19 protein-coding genes and 2 tRNA genes are annotated in these 16938 nt (G+C 56.0%); 9 read left to right on the top strand and 12 right to left on the bottom strand.

All coding sequences use genetic code 11. The annotated features are described in order from the left end of the window. Positions 1 to 11: 11 nt before the first annotated feature. Entirely contained in the window at positions 12 to 653 is a 642-nt protein-coding gene (locus tag HBM95_09820; protein NIH43225.1) for a riboflavin synthase subunit alpha, read from the bottom strand. Positions 654 to 877: 224 nt separating this feature from the next. Here HBM95_09820 and mdtK point away from each other — a divergent pair, with 224 nt between their 5' ends. The 4 genes from mdtK to HBM95_09800 all read left to right on the top strand — a co-directional run bounded on the left by mdtK (position 878) and on the right by HBM95_09800 (position 4276). Continuing rightward, positions 878 to 2251, top strand: a complete 1374-nt coding sequence (gene mdtK, locus HBM95_09815; GenBank protein NIH43224.1) for an MdtK family multidrug efflux MATE transporter — start codon at positions 878 to 880, stop codon at positions 2249 to 2251. A 153-nt stretch (positions 2252 to 2404) separates the two neighbouring features. Next, positions 2405 to 2481 (top strand) — tRNA-Val (locus HBM95_09810). A 4-nt stretch (positions 2482 to 2485) separates the two neighbouring features. Further along, positions 2486 to 2562, top strand: a tRNA-Val gene (locus HBM95_09805). A gap of 118 nt (positions 2563 to 2680) precedes the next feature. After that, entirely contained in the window at positions 2681 to 4276 is a 1596-nt protein-coding gene (locus HBM95_09800; protein NIH43223.1) for an FAD-NAD(P)-binding protein, read from the top strand. 28 nt (positions 4277 to 4304) lie between these two features. Here HBM95_09800 and HBM95_09795 read toward each other — a convergent pair whose 3' ends face one another. Then, positions 4305 to 4940 carry a carbonic anhydrase gene (locus HBM95_09795; GenBank protein ID NIH43222.1) on the bottom strand — a complete coding sequence of 212 codons (636 nt, stop codon included), beginning with the start codon at positions 4938 to 4940 and terminating at the stop codon, positions 4305 to 4307. A 72-nt stretch (positions 4941 to 5012) separates the two neighbouring features. Continuing rightward, positions 5013 to 5795 carry an MBL fold metallo-hydrolase gene (locus HBM95_09790; protein NIH43221.1) on the bottom strand — a complete coding sequence of 261 codons (783 nt, stop codon included), beginning with the start codon at positions 5793 to 5795 and terminating at the stop codon, positions 5013 to 5015. Between the two features lie 125 nt (positions 5796 to 5920). Here HBM95_09790 and HBM95_09785 point away from each other — a divergent pair, with 125 nt between their 5' ends. Further along, positions 5921 to 6061, top strand: coding sequence for a hypothetical protein (locus HBM95_09785; protein ID NIH43220.1), 141 nt, complete (start codon positions 5921 to 5923; stop codon positions 6059 to 6061). 35 nt (positions 6062 to 6096) lie between these two features. Here HBM95_09785 and HBM95_09780 read toward each other — a convergent pair whose 3' ends face one another. The 5 genes from HBM95_09780 to HBM95_09760 form a co-directional block, all read right to left on the bottom strand. After that, positions 6097 to 6576, bottom strand: coding sequence for a heme-binding protein (locus HBM95_09780; protein ID NIH43219.1), 480 nt, complete (start codon positions 6574 to 6576; stop codon positions 6097 to 6099). A 90-nt stretch (positions 6577 to 6666) separates the two neighbouring features. Next, positions 6667 to 7278, bottom strand: coding sequence for a response regulator transcription factor (locus HBM95_09775; protein NIH43218.1), 612 nt, complete (start codon positions 7276 to 7278; stop codon positions 6667 to 6669). Further along, complete coding sequence (locus HBM95_09770) at positions 7271 to 8617, bottom strand: two-component sensor histidine kinase (GenBank protein ID NIH43217.1); 1347 nt, start codon at positions 8615 to 8617, stop codon at positions 7271 to 7273. Before HBM95_09770 ends, HBM95_09775 begins: the two co-directional genes overlap by 8 nt. Before the next feature lie 55 nt (positions 8618 to 8672). Continuing rightward, the gene (locus HBM95_09765) at positions 8673 to 10079 is read right to left on the bottom strand and encodes a DUF1996 domain-containing protein (GenBank protein ID NIH43216.1); all 1407 of its coding nucleotides are present in this window, start codon (positions 10077 to 10079) and stop codon (positions 8673 to 8675) included. A 144-nt stretch (positions 10080 to 10223) separates the two neighbouring features. Further along, complete coding sequence (locus HBM95_09760; GenBank protein NIH43215.1) at positions 10224 to 10391, bottom strand: hypothetical protein; 168 nt, start codon at positions 10389 to 10391, stop codon at positions 10224 to 10226. A 245-nt stretch (positions 10392 to 10636) separates the two neighbouring features. On the opposite strand from HBM95_09760, the gene HBM95_09755 reads away from it, so the two are divergent. Genes HBM95_09755 through HBM95_09740 form a run of 4 tightly spaced genes read left to right on the top strand, consistent with a single transcriptional unit; the run spans position 10637 to position 13700 of the window. Further along, positions 10637 to 11467: an ABC transporter substrate-binding protein gene (locus HBM95_09755; protein NIH43214.1), complete on the top strand. Its 831-nt coding sequence runs from the start codon at positions 10637 to 10639 to the stop codon at positions 11465 to 11467. Position 11468: 1 nt separating this feature from the next. After that, positions 11469 to 12284, top strand: coding sequence for an amino acid ABC transporter ATP-binding protein (locus tag HBM95_09750; GenBank protein NIH43213.1), 816 nt, complete (start codon positions 11469 to 11471; stop codon positions 12282 to 12284). Next, positions 12284 to 13030: an amino acid ABC transporter permease gene (locus tag HBM95_09745; protein ID NIH43212.1), complete on the top strand. Its 747-nt coding sequence runs from the start codon at positions 12284 to 12286 to the stop codon at positions 13028 to 13030. The genes HBM95_09750 and HBM95_09745 overlap by 1 nt, the downstream gene beginning before the upstream one ends. Continuing rightward, complete coding sequence (locus tag HBM95_09740; GenBank protein ID NIH43211.1) at positions 13014 to 13700, top strand: amino acid ABC transporter permease; 687 nt, start codon at positions 13014 to 13016, stop codon at positions 13698 to 13700. The genes HBM95_09745 and HBM95_09740 overlap by 17 nt, the downstream gene beginning before the upstream one ends. Here HBM95_09740 and fumD read toward each other — a convergent pair. The 4 genes from fumD to HBM95_09720 form a co-directional block, all read right to left on the bottom strand. Beyond that, positions 13681 to 13890, bottom strand: a complete 210-nt coding sequence (gene fumD / locus HBM95_09735) for a fumarate hydratase FumD (GenBank protein ID NIH43210.1) — start codon at positions 13888 to 13890, stop codon at positions 13681 to 13683. The genes HBM95_09740 and fumD overlap by 20 nt on opposite strands. Positions 13891 to 14000: 110 nt before the next feature. Continuing rightward, positions 14001 to 14813, bottom strand: coding sequence for a methionine ABC transporter substrate-binding protein (locus tag HBM95_09730; protein NIH43209.1), 813 nt, complete (start codon positions 14811 to 14813; stop codon positions 14001 to 14003). Positions 14814 to 14961: 148 nt separating this feature from the next. Then, the gene (locus tag HBM95_09725; GenBank protein NIH43208.1) at positions 14962 to 15630 is read right to left on the bottom strand and encodes an ABC transporter permease; all 669 of its coding nucleotides are present in this window, start codon (positions 15628 to 15630) and stop codon (positions 14962 to 14964) included. Then, positions 15623 to 16645, bottom strand: a complete 1023-nt coding sequence (locus tag HBM95_09720) for an ATP-binding cassette domain-containing protein (protein NIH43207.1) — start codon at positions 16643 to 16645, stop codon at positions 15623 to 15625. Before HBM95_09720 ends, HBM95_09725 begins: the two co-directional genes overlap by 8 nt. Positions 16646 to 16938 lie beyond the last annotated feature (293 nt).

The following is a 16938-nucleotide window of genomic DNA, read 5'->3' as shown; positions in this document are numbered from 1 at the left end:
GGGGGTATTTTTTATTCTTCTTCTGCGGTCTTTATTATTGCGGCTTCTTTGGCGGCCAGCACGCGCTCAACGGTATCGACAACCGCCTGGGTTTGCGGATCGATTTCGATATTCACGCGATGCCCCAGTTTTTTCGAACCCAGCGTGGTGCGCTGCAGCGTTTCAGGAATTAAATGCACGCAAAAACGGGTTGGCGTCACTTCTCCCACCGTCAGACTAATCCCATCAATGCCAATAAACCCTTTATAGAGGATGTATTTCATTAATGAAGGATCCTGCATTTTAAACCAGATTTGTCGGTTATTTTCCGAGGTCACGATTTTCGCCACTTCGGCGGTGGTCATGATATGCCCGGACATCAGGTGGCCGCCAATCTCATCGCTGAACTTCGCCGCCCGCTCAACGTTGACGGTGTCCCCCACCACCAGCTCGCCCAGGTTGGTAATACGCAGCGTCTCTTTCATTAAATCAAAGCTAATCTGGTTGCCATTAATTTCGGTGACGGTCAGGCAGCAGCCGTTATGGGCAACCGAGGCGCCGGTTTCGATGCCATCAAGCATATATTCCGGCAGCTCTACAACATGCGTACGAAAATTAGGTTTTTCATCAATGGACACCACTTTGGCGGTGCCCTGCACAATACCAGTAAACATGCTTACAACTCCTGTTTTTTCCGGACGGTGGTAACACCGTTTAATCCCACCACAATAACAGTTGGAAAAACAGGTTGCCAGCGGAGCGCATTTTCTGGCGATTTTTTCACTAGATAAATAGCTAAAGCCCGCTACAATAGCTGGCACCCCCCTGCATTTTCTTCTTGCTGCCAGTTACGGCGGCTTTTTTGTCTCTCATATAACTACAAAATAAAGGTGTTCACGTGCAGAAGTACATGAATGAAGCGCGCCAGTTATTGGCACTGGCTATACCAGTGATCGTCGCGCAAGTGGCCCAGACCGCAATGGGATTTGTGGATACGGTAATGGCGGGCGGCTACAGCGCCACCGATATGGCGGCCGTTGCCATCGGCACGTCAATCTGGCTTCCGGCCATCCTGTTCGGCCACGGTCTGCTGCTCGCGCTCACGCCGGTTATCGCTCAGCTCAATGGCTCGGGTCGTCGCGAGCGTATTGCCCATCAGGTCCGCCAGGGTTTCTGGCTGGCAGGGTTTGTCTCCGTGCTGATTATGGTCGTGCTCTGGAACGCGGGCCATATCATTCGTGCCATGCACAATATTGACCCGGCGCTGGCAGACAAAGCCGTGGGCTATCTGCGCGCCCTGCTCTGGGGAGCGCCTGGTTACCTCTTTTTCCAGGTAGCACGTAACCAGTGTGAAGGGCTGGCGAAAACCAAACCCGGCATGGTGATGGGCTTTATCGGCCTGCTGGTGAATATTCCGGTGAACTATGTCTTTATTTACGGTCATTTCGGCATGCCAGAGCTGGGCGGCGTCGGCTGCGGCGTGGCGACGGCGGCCGTTTACTGGGTAATGTTCTTCAGTATGATCGCCTATGTGAAACGCGCCCGTTCAATGCGCGATATTCGCAACGCAAAGAGCTTCAGCACGCCGGACTGGAGCATCATGACGCGTCTGGTACAGCTAGGCTTGCCGATTGCGCTGGCCCTGTTCTTTGAGGTGACGCTCTTTGCCGTGGTCGCCCTGCTGGTCTCCCCGCTGGGGATTGTTAACGTGGCCGGGCACCAGATTGCCCTCAACTTCAGCTCTCTGATGTTCGTCCTGCCGATGTCGCTGGCGGCGGCGGTGACGATTCGCGTTGGCTTCCGCCTGGGTCAGGGCTCGACGCTGGATGCGCAAACGGCCGCGCGCACCGGGCTGGGCGTCGGTGTCTGTATGGCCATCTGTACGGCACTGTTCACGGTGGCGCTGCGTGAGCAGATCGCCCTGCTTTACAATGACAACCCGGACGTGGTGACGCTGGCCTCACACCTGATGCTACTGGCTGCGGTGTATCAGATTTCTGACTCCATCCAGGTGATTGGCAGCGGCGTATTGCGCGGATATAAAGACACGCGTTCGATCTTCTTTATTACCTTTATCGCCTACTGGGTGCTGGGTCTGCCGGCTGGCTACGTGTTGGCGCTGACCGATCTGGTCGTTGATCGCATGGGGCCAGCCGGATTCTGGATGGGCTTTATCATCGGACTCACATCGGCGGCGATCATGATGATGCTGCGCATGCGCTTCCTGCAGCGCCAGCCGTCAACAGTGATTTTGCAGCGCGCTGCACGTTAACTACGCAGTAGCCGCCGTCTGGCGGCTACTTTCTCTTCACTTTGCGCGGTAATGAAGCAATCGCGTGAAATCAGAGAGAAAAATGCGTTTTCCCTCTTGCCTCCTTGGTGCTGTGCCGCTAATATTCGTCCCCGTTGTCACCGACAACACGTTGCGTTCATAGCTCAGTTGGTTAGAGCACCACCTTGACATGGTGGGGGTCGTTGGTTCGAGTCCAATTGAACGCACCATTCTGCGTCCGTAGCTCAGTTGGTTAGAGCACCACCTTGACATGGTGGGGGTCGGTGGTTCGAGTCCACTCGGACGCACCATTTCAGTCCTGAAATGGTGCAAATCCTCTCTTGTTACCCTGAATTTTCTTAATCCCTTATTTCCATCATTATTCTCCTGCTACGCTTTTCTTATGGAAAAAATACAGGAAGCGCGTCAATGAAGAATATCGCGATTATCGGCTCCGGCCCCACAGGGATTTACACCTTTTATCATTTGCTGAATAACAGCACCCCGCTCTCCGTGTCAGTCTTTGAAGAGGCCGATGAAGCCGGCGTGGGCATGCCCTATAATGACGACGATAATTCCCGGCTGATGCTGGCGAACATTGCGAGCATTGAAATTCCCCCCATTTTTATGACCTACCTCGACTGGCTCAAGGAACAGAGCGACACCCATCTGGCGCGCTTTAAGGTTGATAAAGCCAGCCTGCATGATCGGCAGTTCCTGCCCAGACTCCTGTTGGGAGAGTATTTTCGCGACAGCTTTCGTTCAATTGTAAAAGAGGCTCAAAAGCTGGGGTTCCAGGTTACGGTCCATGAATCCGCGAAGGTAACGGACATCATCCCCTCGACATCCGGCGTAACGCTTTCAGTCAATGACGACACCTTGCCCGATCAATTCGACCTGGCGGTTATCGCCACCGGCCATGTCTGGCCAGAAGAGGATGAAGCCACGCGCACGTTCTTCCCAAGCCCGTGGTCCGGTTTGATGGACGCCAGCATTCCTCCTTGCCGCGTGGGCATTATGGGAACCTCGTTGAGCGGTCTGGACGCGGCTATGGCGGTGGTGATGCAGCACGGTGAGTTTCGTGATGGTGAATTCATCCTCGACAAAGGCAGCGAGGGGTTAAACATTACGCTAATGTCCCGAACGGGCATTCTGCCGGAAGCCGATTTTTACTGCCCTATCCCTTATGAACCGCTGTCGGTGTTGACCGAATTCGTGGTTGAAAGCGAGATAGCCAAAGGATCGGATGGCCTGCTTGACCGCATCTTTGCTCTGATGGTGAAAGAGCTTGAACTCGCCGACCCGGCGTGGTGCGAGAAAATTTCTCTGCGTAACCAGGATGCCGACAGCCTTCGTGAGGCGTGGTTTGAGGATCGTAAACGGCACGGGCCCTTCACCTGGGCGGAAGAGAACCTCAGCGAGGTTGAGCGGAACAAACGTGAACGCCGTACCGTGGCCTGGCGCTACACCGTACTTCGGCTGCATGAGGTCGTTCAGGAGATCGTTCCGCATCTCAGCGAGCAGGACAGAAAACGCTTTAAGCAGGGCCTGGCGCGCGTGTTTATCGACAACTATGCCGCCATCCCGCCGCAGTCTATTCGCAGGCTTCTCGCGCTTCGCGAGGCAGGCATCATTAGCGTGACAGCGCTCGGCGATGATTACACGCTTGATGCCGGCAGCGATCGGACAGTCATCACCACACGAGAGACCGTTTATCGTTTCGACGTTTTTATTGACGCTCGCGGGCAAAAGCCGCTCAAAACGAAAGATCTGCCCTTCCCGACGATACGCAAACGACTGGAAGCAACGGGGGAAGAAATACCCGATATCGGCGAGGATTACACGCTACAAGCGCCTGAATCGGTTCGCGGGCGCATCGCTTTCGGCGCGATACCCTGGCTGATGCACGATCGTCCCTTCGTTCAGGGGCTGGCGGAGTGCGCGGAGATTGCAGAAGCGATGGCGAAGGCGGCTGAAAAACCTGCCTCAGGGGTACGGCGTCGATTACCGTATGTGGAGAACTGACAGGGCTTCCATGCCCTGCTATCGGTCATTACTCGAAGAAGACCTCCGGGTTTTCCGACAGCGATACGAACGTTTTGGTGTTCTTATCCAGGGCAAGGATTTTGCCGCTTTCAATATCGTACACCCAGCCGTGAAGGCGAAGCGAGTTATTACGCAGGCCCACCGCGACGGACGGGTGGGTTTTGATGTTGCTGAGCTGCGCAAACACGTTCTCCTGCACCATCGCATTCACTTTATCGATCGGCTTATCCCAGCTTTTTTTCTCAACCACGGCTTTTGCCGCGTCGGAATAGCGCAACCAGTGCGATACAGCAGGCATTGGCTCCAGGTTCGCGTTATCGGCAATCGCCTTCATCGCGCCGCAGTTGGAGTGGCCGCAGATCACGATGTCGGTCACGCCCAGCGCCACTACCGCATACTCGATGGTTGCAGAGACGCCGCCTGGCTCCGGCCCGAACGGAGGGACAATGTTGCCAGCATTACGAATGACAAAGAGCTGTCCCGGCTCTTGCTGGGTGACCAGTTCAGGAACAAGACGGCTGTCGGAGCAGGAGATAAACAGCGCTTTGGGATTCTGGCTGGACGCTAAACTGCGAAAGAGCTCTTTACGTTGCGGGAAAATCTCTTTTTGAAAGCTGAGAAAACCTTCAATGATATGTTGCATAGCAATTTCTCTTTTATCTGTTTTCGTTTAGGTATGATCGCGATCACACTCGTAAAGTTTACCCACCGTACTTTACCTGAGACAAGCAATATATTTCTGGCCCGACCGCTGCACGATGTCGTCGGCACCGGCCTGGATGTTCTGCCCTTCGAACGCGCCGTAAAGACGAGCGAACGGTTTTCCTGCCAGGCGCCGGATAACGTCCTCAACCGTACGGGCAGGCAGCGGAAGCATATTCGGGTAGCTCCACATAAACGACACGGCATCTTTCCCCGGGGTGACCTGCAAAATATCCCCTGCCAGCAAAACGCCCTCGCCTTCCTGCCAGTGCAGCACCGCCCCGCCCGCAAAATGCCCGCCGAGGCGCAGCAGCGTGACCGAGGGCATAATCTCCAGCGCGTCGCCATCCCAGAAATGAATCGCCGGGCTGTCGCGCATCACCCACTCCTTATCGCTGGCGTGGAGATAGACCGGCGCATCGAAAGCCGCGGCCCACGCCTGCATCGTGGTGTAATAGTGCGGGTGCGAAATCGCAATGGCGTGAAGGCCACCGAGCGCGGTGATGAGCGTTTGGGTTGCGGGATCGAGGTTGGCGATGCAGTCCCACAGAATATTGCCGTGGGGGGTGCGCAGAAGCAGCGCTCGCTGGTTAATAGCAAAGGACGGTACCGTTTTGATACTGAACAGCGCGGGCTCCAGCTGCTGCCACTTGTTCGCGTGTGTGGCCGTCACCGTCGCGTAATCAATCCACGCCTGACCGCTGGCCGGGACATACTGGCGTTCATCCTCGCAAATCGGACATCTCTCCGGCTTTCCATCATAGGAAGTACCGCAGGTTCTACAGAGTGTAATCATGAGCGCTCCTCGGTGATAAAGCACTGAGTATGGCAGGGATTATCCTTATGTGCTGCGAGGTACATTGCCGGCGTTTTTTACCCTATACTGTGCCAGTATCAAAACCCGAAAAGAGCAGGTGCAACATGGAAATTGATCTCGATAACTTAGTTTTTAACGGACTGGATGAAGCGGAAGAGCGTAACGCGGAACGTCTGGACGACGCGGATAAAAAAGCGCAGGCGGTTGTTGCTGACGACGACTGCGGTGATGCCTGCAAAATTTGATAAGAAAAGCACCGGAAAACCGGTGCTTTTTTTTACTACTTTTTCAGCCCGTCAATGGCCGCCTGAGCGCAGGCTTCATCAAGATGACCGCCCGGCGCACCGCCGATGCCGATAGCCCCAATCACCTCATCACCTTCTTTTACCGGCAGACCACCTGCCAGCAGCAGGAAGCCTGGAATATCACGCATATTCTGTGCGCCCGCATTGCTCTGCGCCGCTTCCATTACTTTGCCTGACGCATTCTTTGCGCTAAGCGCCGTAAACGCTTTCATTTCGCTGGCTTTTACCGTGTGAGGACCGGCGTTATCCATACGCTGCACCGCTTTTACCACGCCCGCACGGTCAACCACCGTGACCGCGACCTGGTAATTTTTCGCTGCACAGGACTGAATGGCGGATGTTGCCAGCGCGTTAGCCTGGGTCAGAGAGAGATTTTTTTGGGTCAACGTCTCGGCCTGCGCGGCCAGACTTACGCTACCCGCGACCAGTGCCGCAACCATCATGACTTTTTTCATCGCACTTCCTCGCGTGTTGTTAGACATCCCGGAGGTTACTTAACGGCGCGATGAAACGTAATTCGGTTGATTACGCACTCCACCTGGTAGTTATACGGATTGCAATTTGTCGTACGCCCGGCTCGCCTGTACCAGGCTAGTAACGCCGAGCTTGGCAAACGCCGCTGCGCGGTGCGCTTCCACGGTCCTCGGGGAAAGATTCAGACGTGCAGCCACCTCTTTATTACTGCACCCTTCCATCAGTACAGTCAGCACCTCGTGCTCCCGCGCGGTTAGCTGTTCAAAGCGTGCTTTGATCTGCGAAAGATCCTGCCAGGCGGCAGACCGTCGCTGGCTCTCCTCAAAGGCCAGCCCAACCGTTTCGATGAGTTTATCGGCGTCTAACGGTTTGGTGAAAAACTCAAACACGCCGTTGCGAAACGCGCGACGGCAGGCGTCAATCGTTCCGTGCCCGGTCATGATAATGACCGGCAGCAGCGGCCACGGCCATTCGCCCTCCTCCAGCCACGTCAGCCCGCCTTTGCCCGGCATGCGCATATCCAGAAGCAGACAGCCGACGAGCGTCGATTCATCGCGCTGCGCCTTAGTAAAGGCCTCGATGCTCTCAAAGGCCTTAACCTGCCAGCCCATCCCTGACAGTAAAAACGCCAGGGATTCTCTGATGGACTCGTCGTCATCAATGAGCCAGACCACCTTATCCATGCTTTATCTCCTTTCCTGCTGCCAGCTGCAAGCGGATCTGCGCCCCACCCTGCGGGGCATTGCCCAGGGCTATCGAGCCGTTCATGCGCGTCATCAGCGTCTCCGTTAGCGTCATCCCCAGCCCAATTCCGCCGGGACGTCCGCTAAAGAATGGCATAAATGCGTTCTGCAGGGCATCAGGGCTAAACCCGGGCCCGCCGTCGGTCAGAGTCACCAGAATGCCCTTCTCATTTTTCTGACTGTCGATTCGCACCCAGCCGTGCGTGCTCTCCTGCTGCGCCTGAATCGCATTGCTGAGCAGATTGTGCAGGATCTGTTCCAGCCAGAGTCGGTCCGCCATCACGATCGTGGCATCCGCAGCAAACGCATGAATGACCGCGACACGCCGGGATTTACGCTCGTGCTCCAGTAAATTCTCCACCTGCTGCCAGCACTGCACCAGATCGGTTTCGCGCAGGGTCACCTTCTCCTGTACCACATGCTCGCGAAACCGCGTCAGCAAAGCGCTGATACGCTGCGTTTGCAGCAGCGCGGCCGCGAGCGCCTGCGAGACGGCCTGCGGATTATCCTGCTGCTGTCGCTGCGCCCCCTGGATCCAGGTTTGCACGGCGGTAAGCGGCTGGTTGATTTCATGGACGATGCCCGCGGTGATCTCTCCCAGCGTGTTAAGCCTGGCATGCTGATAATAAAGTGCACGCTGCTCGGCCTGCTGGCGCTGTTTGCGCTGCCAGATCACGGTTCCCGCGCCTGCAATCACCATTCCCCACGTCAGAAAGAGTAGCGGATACGCCAGCCAGGAGACCCTGAACCAGTCCGGATCTGCCGCGGCAGAGAGAATAAAGGGTTGTGTATGCTGCGGGAAGGCGCGCTGCCAGTGCCAGAACGCGCCTGTAGACCCCGGTTGATCGTCATTCGAGAGGTTCAGATGCAGCTCTGCAAAGCGATGGCCCGGCGCAAGCAGCGCGGTTAAGTCGATCAGGACGCGGATCTGCCGCCACGGGTTGTATAGCCAGTACTGAACACCGCGAAACGGCTCCACGCGCGCGGCGTCCAGCGCACGACCGGTGGTTTTTTCCAGGGCCTTAATGTGGGGGAATTTTTTGCGCAACGCGGCGAGGTCTTCATCGCCATTCAGAAGCGGAAGCACCGACTCGTTTTGCGTCAGCACGGCGCCGATCGCCGAATACAGCGCCGTAAACTCGCGATCGCGCTCCCAGAACTGGCGGCGTATCTGTTCCGCATACAGCAGCACGCCGCTTATCAGGCAGACCAGCACCCATACCGCGATGCTGCGCTTTATCATTTTTTTTATGCTCATAGCGTTAACTGGCACCGTCATTCAGGCTATCGACATTACCAGTTAACGTTGATGAGAACAAAAAAACGCGGCGCGATCAGATCTCCGGCGTTTTGCTAAAGCCGGTCAGCATGAGGATCAGGCTTTGTGGGGATGCTGCCGTCTCAAACTGGTAGTGATTGCCCTGACGATCGCCGCCGATGTACCACGAAATCTCGGTTTTCCCTTCTGCCAGCGCCTTGCGCACCGCTTTATCCACGTCCACCATCCGGTATTCGCGGGAGTGGTTAAGGTAAAGCACCGCATCCGAACGGTAGTTACAGGCTGGCCGCGACTGCCAGCTCACGCTGGCCGGATCCCAGTCGTTGCTTGCCGGATAGAAGAAGATTTGATCCGCGCCGTTGGTTTCCACTTTCCCGCCATAAATCCGCACGCGGTATTTAAACTGCGCAGGATCCTGTCCGGCAGGCAGCGGCGGAATATGGAACTTCACCAGCGACAGCGTTTCGCTGTTTCTCGTGCGTCCGCCGTTCTGCCAGTTATCCTGCACCAGCAGGGCCTGGGGATCGGGCTGGGAAAGCGCTGGCTCCAGGCTGCTGAGCCAGACGTTGGCCTTCGCTTTTGAATAACCATACGGAACGGTAGTACCACAATCCAGCCCGCGATTCATGCACAGGTCGGTCATAAAGCGCGCGGCGTCTTCCGTCCAGCCGTTCATAAAGTCAGCATGCGCCGTATACAGGCTTCCCCATCGCTCTTCACGCTCGTCGCCGTGCATGATGGGGTCGAGGGAAAGCTGCGCTTTGCTGGTATCGAGCGAGCTAATTGTCGGGAGCACGTACGCAATGTTCATGTTCACGGTGGGAATTTTCACCGGGAAATCGGACGGGCACTGCCCTTTGGTGTCGTAGGTGGCGTTGATCAGACCGTGGGCGGGCTTCAGGTTCACCCCGTCCCAACAGTTCGGAAACTGAATGCCGATATTAAACTGCACGGCATCGTTCGCCTTGCGTAAGCCGCAGACCTCACCCGTTTTGGTGGTGTAGCCATTGCCGTTAGCGCACAGGAAGGTGATATGTGGATTCGGCGCGGTGCCGTGATGATCGCCCGCCAGCAGCGACAGCCCCGCCGGGAATGGGTGCAGCGGCCAGGCGTCCACGTTCGATGCCTGATAATAGGTTTTTTGATAGGCAGGTTTAACCACCGTTCCGTCAGGCAATCTCAGAGAGGGTGCCCAGTAGGCCGAGCTGTCTGCTTTGTTATCGCAGGTGGTCTTTTCATCTTTACGCAGCGATTCACGGCTGGAGAAGGCATCCGTTTGCGCGTTGCCAAAAAAATCGTGCAGCATGGCCTCGTTGGGCATGCCGTACATCATAATGGCATCGTCGCCGAGCGTGTGGGAGTAACCGCAGACGACATGCGCCTGTGGCGCAGCGTGTGCCGCCTGCATGGCAATCAGTAGTGCGGTGGCAGAAAGTGCCGGGGTTAATACTGTCCGTTTCATTATCATCTCCTTCTGAGAAAGGAGATATTGGTAACAAAACGGCTATGGTTTACCGAGGATTTGCCCGCGTATTTTTCCGTTCATCCCTGCTTTACATGCAGCACGCACAGCTCATTCCAGTACATTTCGCGCGTGCGGCGCAGTTCAGCGTGACGTTTTATCATGGAACCACTCCGGGTCGATGTTGGCAACGTCCACGCCATACAGGCTGGCAACAGGCAGTATCGACTCAAGAACACGCTGCGCGCTGTTCTCCGCATTCGCGGGTCGGGTCGCAAAAAACCGCCGTAACGTGCTGATCCATTTTTTCATCGTCTTTACTCCTCTTGCTTCACCTGATCTAAGTTAAACACTCAAATTTGGCGCGGGGGAAATACCAATATCGACTGTTCATGTGCAGTATCTGCAAATAGCCTTCCCTTTTATTTACCTGTTCATAACACCCTGTTCACTAATGCTTTTTTTCTCATAGCAAAGAACGATTTCTTATTTGGCGATAGCTTTCGCTTATGGGAGCGTAGCGGGGTAAAACAAAAACAACAGGATGGCGAATGACTATGGCAGCAAACATGAAAGGGTTTACCAAACGGACACTGGTTCTGGGATTACTGGCAGCCGGGAGCCTGCTTTCAGCACAGGCACAGGCCGATCGGCTGGCGGATATTAAGGCCGCAGGGGTGGTGAAAGTGGCCACGTTTGACGCCAACCCGCCGTTTGGCTCTATTGATGCCAAAACGCACGAGATCGTGGGTTATGACGTGGACTTCGCCAAAGCGCTGGCAAAATCGCTCGGCGTGAAGCTTGAACTGGTTGCCACCAATCCGGCGAACCGAATTCCACTGCTGCAGTCCGGTAAAGCGGATCTGATTGTGGCGGATATCACCATCACCCCGGAACGCGCGCAGGTGATTGATTTCTCCACCCCCTATTTCGTGACCGGACAACAGTTCCTGGTTCCGGCTAAATCATCGGACAAGCTTGATGACTATAGCCGGGCCCGCATTGGTGCGGTGAAAGGGACAACGGGTGAACAGGCGCTGCACCAGCGTTTCCCGCAGTCTCGCGTGCTTTCTTATGATGATATTCCTCTGGCGCTGACGGCGCTGCGCAACGGCAACGTGCAGGCCATCACCCAGGACAGCACTATTCTTGCAGGCCTGCTGGCACAGGCCCCGGATAAAGCGAACTTTAAAATCCTCCCCGATCTGCTCAGCAAGGAAGAGATTGGCGTTGGGGTGAAAAAGGGCGAAGCTGAGTTGCTGAAGGCCGTCAACGACGAGCTGGTTAATCTTGAGAAGAACGGTCAGGCGGCAAAAATCTACGATGTCTGGTTTGGCCCAAACACCCCCGCTCCACAGCCTCGCGCCTTTAAAATAGAAGCTCAGTAATATGCTCTCAGGTTTATTTTCACACTCCGCGGCCGGCGCCGCGGATTTTTCACATCTGGAACACGCCAGCGTCGAGTTTCGTGACGTCGTTAAACGTTACGGCGACCACGAGGTATTAAAAGGCATTAACCTCAGCATCTCTCCGGGTGAAGTGGTGGCAATCCTCGGTCCATCCGGTTCAGGTAAATCGACGTTGATCCGTCTTATCAACCAGCTTGAAACCCTCAGTGACGGCGACATTCTGATTGATAACAAACCCACCGCCCGACTTGCCGCAGCAGCCCTGCGCCAGTTACGCAGCCGCGTCGGTTTTGTTTTCCAGCAGTTCAATCTTTACGCCCACCTCACCGCCAGCCAGAACATTACCCTGGCACTGGAGCACGTGCACGGCTGGAAGCCGCAGCCTGCCCAGGCGCGCGCCCTGGCACTGCTGGAAAAGGTCGGGATGCTCGAAAAAGCCCACCACTTTCCCGCGCAGCTCTCCGGCGGCCAGCAGCAGCGCGTGGCGATTGCTCGCGCGCTGGCCTCGTCGCCGCAAATCATTTTGTTCGATGAGCCCACCTCCGCGCTGGATCCGGAGATGATTGGCGAAGTGCTGTACGTGATGAAGGCCCTTGCCCACAGCGGGATCACCATGATTGTGGTGACGCACGAGATGCAGTTTGCCCGGGAGATTGCTGACCGGATCGTCTTTATCGACGGCGGGCAAATTCTGGAAACCGCTCCGCCGGCACAGTTTTTCAGCCAGCCGTCACATCCGCGCGCGCGGCGGTTCCTGCAAAAAGTGCTCGACCCACTTCACCAGGAGCCGCTGTAATGCACGCGTTCGACTGGCAGGGCGTGCTGACCGGGCAGCCCCTGCAGTGGATTTTATCCGGTTTTCTCACCACGCTGTGGGTCACGCTTGCGGGACTGGCGCTTGCCACCCTGCTAGCGCTGTTGTTTCTGCTTCTTCGCCTCTCCGCAGGACGGTTTGGTCATGCCGTCGTCAGCGGCTGGGTCTCGCTGTTTCGCAACACGCCGCTGCTGGTGCAGCTCCTGTTCTGGTACTTCGCCGCCTGGAACGGCCTGCCGCTCGGGCTTAGGGACGTCGTGAATGCCGATCACGCCTGGTCGATTCTGCCCGGTGACGTCTGGTGGTTCACCCCTGAATTTTTATGTTCTGCCTGGGGGCTGGGCGTGTTCACCTCAGCATTTTTAATTGAGGAGATTGAGTCCGGGCTGCGTTCCGTCCCCGGCGGACAGCGGGAAGCGGCGCTGGCGCAGGGGTTTTCTGCCTGGCGGTTATTTCGCTACATTCTGCTGCCGCAAGGACTGGCGAACGCCTGGCAGCCTGTCGTCGGTCAGTATCTCAACCTGATGAAGCTCTCCTCCCTCGCCAGCGGAATTGGCTTTGCCGAACTCACCTGTCAGGTGCGGCAGATCGAAAGCTACAACGCGCACGCGCTGGAGGCCTTTACCGTGGGAACCGCACTGTATCTGCTTACCGGCGTTGTGATGGGTATGCTACTGACGCGACTCGGCCCCCGCGCAGGGAGGGCTCAGCATGATTGCCGGATTTAACGTGATTGCTGATAACCTGGATTATCTGCTGTGGGGACGTGCCGCTGCGGGTGAGCCCGGAGGCGTGTTGCTCTCGCTGCTGATGGCCGCGGGTGCCGCCATACTTGCTTTGCCCGGCGGTATTGCGCTGGCGTGCGCCGCGTGGCGCTATCCCGGACCTGGGCGTAAGGCGCTGTTTTTATGGGCAGAGTTGATACGCGGTATTCCGCTCATCTTTGTGATTTTCTGGATGTGGTATCTGCTGCCGCTGATGACCGGCGGCGATCTGCCGGGGGCGCTTACCGTCACGCTGGCACTGGCCTGGTTCACGGCGGCATCGGTCATGCATTCGGTTCTCGCCGGGCTAAACGCGTTGCCCGCCGGGCAATATGAAGCGGCACTGACCCAGGGGTTCAGCACGCGGCAAACCCTGTGGCGCGTGCTGCTCCCGCAGGTGATGCGCAATATTCTGCCGTCTCTGGTGGGGATATTTATCAGCCTGCTGAAGGATACGTCGCTGGCGTTTATCGTGAACGTCCCGGAACTGACGACTGTAGCGGGCCAGGTCAACAACCGGGTGCAAATCTACCCGGCGGCCATTTTTATCTTTACGGGCGTGGTCTACTACCTGCTCTGCTGCTCGCTCGAGCAGCTTGCGAAACGCTGGCGCCTTACCCGGCCAGCGCTTTAACCACCGTTTCCATCGCTTCGGTTGTCAATTCACTGCGTTTAACGCGCTGGTTCGCCAGCGCGGTTCGCAGGACTCCGGCAATGACAATATGCTTTGGCTCCTGCCCTAAATCACGCATCTCAAGCACCACCTTCCCGACCACCCGGCACATCTCCTGGTACAGCGCTTCATCTTTGGTCACGTTACCCATCGTCATCACTCCATTGCCTGTTAAACGTTGAGCTTAAATGATTCTCCTGCCGGATACAAAAAAGAAGCCCGGCGAGAAACTCGCCGGGCTTCATCTTGAAAATCAGATAATTAGTTGTTTACGGGAATGACCGCGCCTTTGTATTTAGTGCGGATCCAGTCCTGAATCTCTTTGGAGTGCAGCACGTTCACCAGCGCGACAATGTCTTTCTTCTTCTCGTCGCCGCGATGCACGGTAATGATGTTGGCGTACGGGTTGTTTTCACCGCTCTCGACCGCAATCGGGTCATGAACCGGGTCCAGACCGGCGTCAATCGCGTAGTTGGCGTTAATCACCACCGCGTCGCCTTCGTCGTTGTTATACATCTGCGGCAGCAGAGACGCTTCCACGTTCGGCGTGAACTTCAGCTTTTTCGGGTTCTCGACGATATCGCTGATGCGCGCGGTCACTTTATCGATGCCCGGCTTCAGCTTGATCACGCCCTCTTTTTCGAAGATGGAGAGAATACGGCCTTCTTCGGAAACCGCATCACGCATGATGATCTTGCCGCCTTCCGGCAGGTCCTTCAGCGATTTGTATTTTTTGGAGTAGATGCCGATGGGCTCAATGTGGATCGCGCCCGCACTGACAAAGTCATAGTCTTTATCGCCCGCGTGATCTTTCAGCACGCTGTTCAGGTAAGGAATATGCTGGAAATAGTTGGCGTCAATGTCATGTCCCGCCAGCGCGGTGTTGGGCAGAATGTAGTCCTGGAACGGTTTGATCTCCAGGTCGATACCCTGCTTCGCCAGAATTGGCTTGGCCTGCTCCAGAATTTCGGCGTGCGGCGTGTTGGACGCGCCCACGGTCAGGGTGTCGGCCCAGGAGGCGAAGCTCAGGGCGCTCAGGGTTGCGGCGGCAATCAGCGTCAGTGTCTTTTTCATGATGTGGTTCCTGTGTGTTGTTGTTACCCTAAATAGTTCGAGTCACAGGAAGGCGGCAAGTGAGCGAATCCCCAGGAGCTTACATACAGTAAGTGACTGGGGTGAACGAATGCAGCCAACGCGCCTGAGGCTCGAAATATGACGGGTATTAGCGTTTATCTAACAGTGATGTAATGACATCGCCGCAGAACTGGATAATGAAAACGATGATCAGAATGGTCACCGTTGCCACCAGCGTGACGTCACCATGGTTGCGCTGGAATCCTTCCAGATAAGCCAGATTTCCCAAACCGCCGGCACCAATCACCCCCGCCATGGCGCTGTAGCTCACCAGCGCAATGAGCGTCACCGTTATGCCTGATACCAGTGCAGGTGATGATTCCGGCAGCAAAACCCGAAACACTAACGTGCTCAGTCGTGCGCCCATCGAGCGCGTTGCTTCTATAACGCCTTTGTCCACTTCACGCAGGGCGATCTCCACCAGGCGTGCGTAGAACGGTGCTGCGCCCACAATCAGCGCCGGGAGTGCCGCGTTGGCGCCAAGGATGGTCCCCACGATGGTTTTCGTGAACGGGATCAGCAATACAATCAAAATGATGAACGGAATAGAGCGGAACACGTTCACCACAATCGAAATCACGCTGTAAACCGTGCGGTTGTGGAACAGCCCGCCGCGCGCGGTTAAAAACAGCGCCAGACCCAGCACGATGCCCAGCACAAAAGTCGCTACGCCTGAAAGCGCGGTCATGTAAAGCGTCTCCAGCGTTGCCGCCCAGAGTTGATCCCACTTGAGATGCGGAAAGAGATTCTCAGCCATGTTTAATCACCTCGCCTTCAATATCGCTGTGCTGCAGGTCGGCGAGGATATTGTTCAGTTGTTCGTCGGATGCCACCACGTGCACCCAGAGCTGGCCAAACACACCGTGGGCGGTTTGGGTCATTTTCCCGTGCAGGATGTTAAACGGCAGGCCGTAGCGCAGGGTTAGTTCACCCACGATCGGCTTATGGGTGCTGTGCCCGGTAAAGGTCAGCCTGATGACCGTGCCTTCCAGATCGTTTGCCAGTTCGGTATTGAAGGTTTCTTCCTCAGCGTACTGGCTCACCTGGCGGACAAACTGCTGCGTAATCGGCTGCTGCGGATGGGTAAAGACGCTCAGCACGTCGCCCTCCTCCATGACTTTACCGTTCTCCATCACCGCCACGCGGTCGCAGATTTTGCGCACCACGTGCATCTCGTGCGTAATCAGCACGATGGTGAGTTTGAAGCGACGGTTAATGTCCAGCAGCAGATCGAGGATCTGATCGGTGGTCTGCGGGTCGAGCGCGGACGTGGCTTCATCGCAGAGCAGCACGTCAGGGTTGTTAGCCAAAGCACGCGCAATACCCACGCGCTGCTTTTGCCCGCCGCTCAGCTGCGACGGATACGCATGCTCACGCCCCTTCAGGCCAACCAGATCCACCAGCTCGGCCACGCGCGCCTTAATCCGGGCTTTTGGCACACCGGCGATTTGCATCGAGAAAGCGATGTTCTCGCTCACCGTGCGCGACCACAGCAGGTTGAAGTGCTGGAACACCATGCTGATTTTCAGACGCGCCTGACGCAGCGCTTCACCTTTTGCCGCAGAGATATCCTGCCCGTTAATGGTGACGCTTCCGGCGCTGGGTTTTTCCAGACCGTTCAGCAGACGAATCAGCGTGCTTTTCCCGGCGCCGCTGTAGCCGATAATGCCGTAAATCTGTCCCTGCTCTATCGTCAAATTGACGTTATCAACGGCAGTCAGCGCGACCTTTCCGTTGTCGAAAACCTTCGAAATATTCCTGAGTACGATCATTCTTATTCGTTATCCGATCCGCCCCTGGCGGTTTAGCAGTATGGATGTCCAAAAGATAGTAAACAGGCGTTATCAGCTTTTAAATGAACAAAAAAGCATGTGTTATAACCTGAGATAATAAGCAGCGGATTTACAGGGTCGAAAGCATTTAGACCAATTTCAGCAATGATTATCTGCCAGACGCATATCCGCTGGCTGACTCGCTCAAAAAACGGTCATTTTTGCAGCATTTTATGCGGATATAGCCATCCTCACTTCCGGACAACTTTACGTCTTGCTGTCCTGCCATCCAA

Source organism: Enterobacter asburiae, assembly GCA_011754535.1.
GTDB lineage: Bacteria > Pseudomonadota > Gammaproteobacteria > Enterobacterales > Enterobacteriaceae > Enterobacter > Enterobacter cloacae_N.
Note: the sequence above shows the minus strand (reverse complement) of the source record. Positions and strands in the feature narration are given on the sequence as shown.

Coding starts and splice junctions, on each gene's coding strand:
- HBM95_09785 (NIH43220.1), top strand. CDS start 5,921: ATGGAAATTGATCTCGATAACTTAGTTTTTAACGGACTGGATGAAGCG.
- HBM95_09820 (NIH43225.1), bottom strand. CDS start 653: ATGTTTACTGGTATTGTGCAGGGCACCGCCAAAGTGGTGTCCATTGAT.
- HBM95_09730 (NIH43209.1), bottom strand. CDS start 14,813: ATGAAAAAGACACTGACGCTGATTGCCGCCGCAACCCTGAGCGCCCTG.
- HBM95_09790 (NIH43221.1), bottom strand. CDS start 5,795: ATGATTACACTCTGTAGAACCTGCGGTACTTCCTATGATGGAAAGCCG.
- HBM95_09795 (NIH43222.1), bottom strand. CDS start 4,940: ATGCAACATATCATTGAAGGTTTTCTCAGCTTTCAAAAAGAGATTTTC.
- HBM95_09775 (NIH43218.1), bottom strand. CDS start 7,278: ATGGATAAGGTGGTCTGGCTCATTGATGACGACGAGTCCATCAGAGAA.
- HBM95_09750 (NIH43213.1), top strand. CDS start 11,469: ATGCTCTCAGGTTTATTTTCACACTCCGCGGCCGGCGCCGCGGATTTT.
- HBM95_09770 (NIH43217.1), bottom strand. CDS start 8,617: ATGACGGTGCCAGTTAACGCTATGAGCATAAAAAAAATGATAAAGCGC.
- HBM95_09800 (NIH43223.1), top strand. CDS start 2,681: ATGAAGAATATCGCGATTATCGGCTCCGGCCCCACAGGGATTTACACC.
- HBM95_09760 (NIH43215.1), bottom strand. CDS start 10,391: ATGAAAAAATGGATCAGCACGTTACGGCGGTTTTTTGCGACCCGACCC.
- HBM95_09755 (NIH43214.1), top strand. CDS start 10,637: ATGGCAGCAAACATGAAAGGGTTTACCAAACGGACACTGGTTCTGGGA.
- HBM95_09745 (NIH43212.1), top strand. CDS start 12,284: ATGCACGCGTTCGACTGGCAGGGCGTGCTGACCGGGCAGCCCCTGCAG.
- HBM95_09725 (NIH43208.1), bottom strand. CDS start 15,630: ATGGCTGAGAATCTCTTTCCGCATCTCAAGTGGGATCAACTCTGGGCG.
- HBM95_09780 (NIH43219.1), bottom strand. CDS start 6,576: ATGAAAAAAGTCATGATGGTTGCGGCACTGGTCGCGGGTAGCGTAAGT.
- HBM95_09740 (NIH43211.1), top strand. CDS start 13,014: ATGATTGCCGGATTTAACGTGATTGCTGATAACCTGGATTATCTGCTG.
- fumD (NIH43210.1), bottom strand. CDS start 13,890: ATGGGTAACGTGACCAAAGATGAAGCGCTGTACCAGGAGATGTGCCGG.
- HBM95_09765 (NIH43216.1), bottom strand. CDS start 10,079: ATGAAACGGACAGTATTAACCCCGGCACTTTCTGCCACCGCACTACTG.
- HBM95_09720 (NIH43207.1), bottom strand. CDS start 16,645: ATGATCGTACTCAGGAATATTTCGAAGGTTTTCGACAACGGAAAGGTC.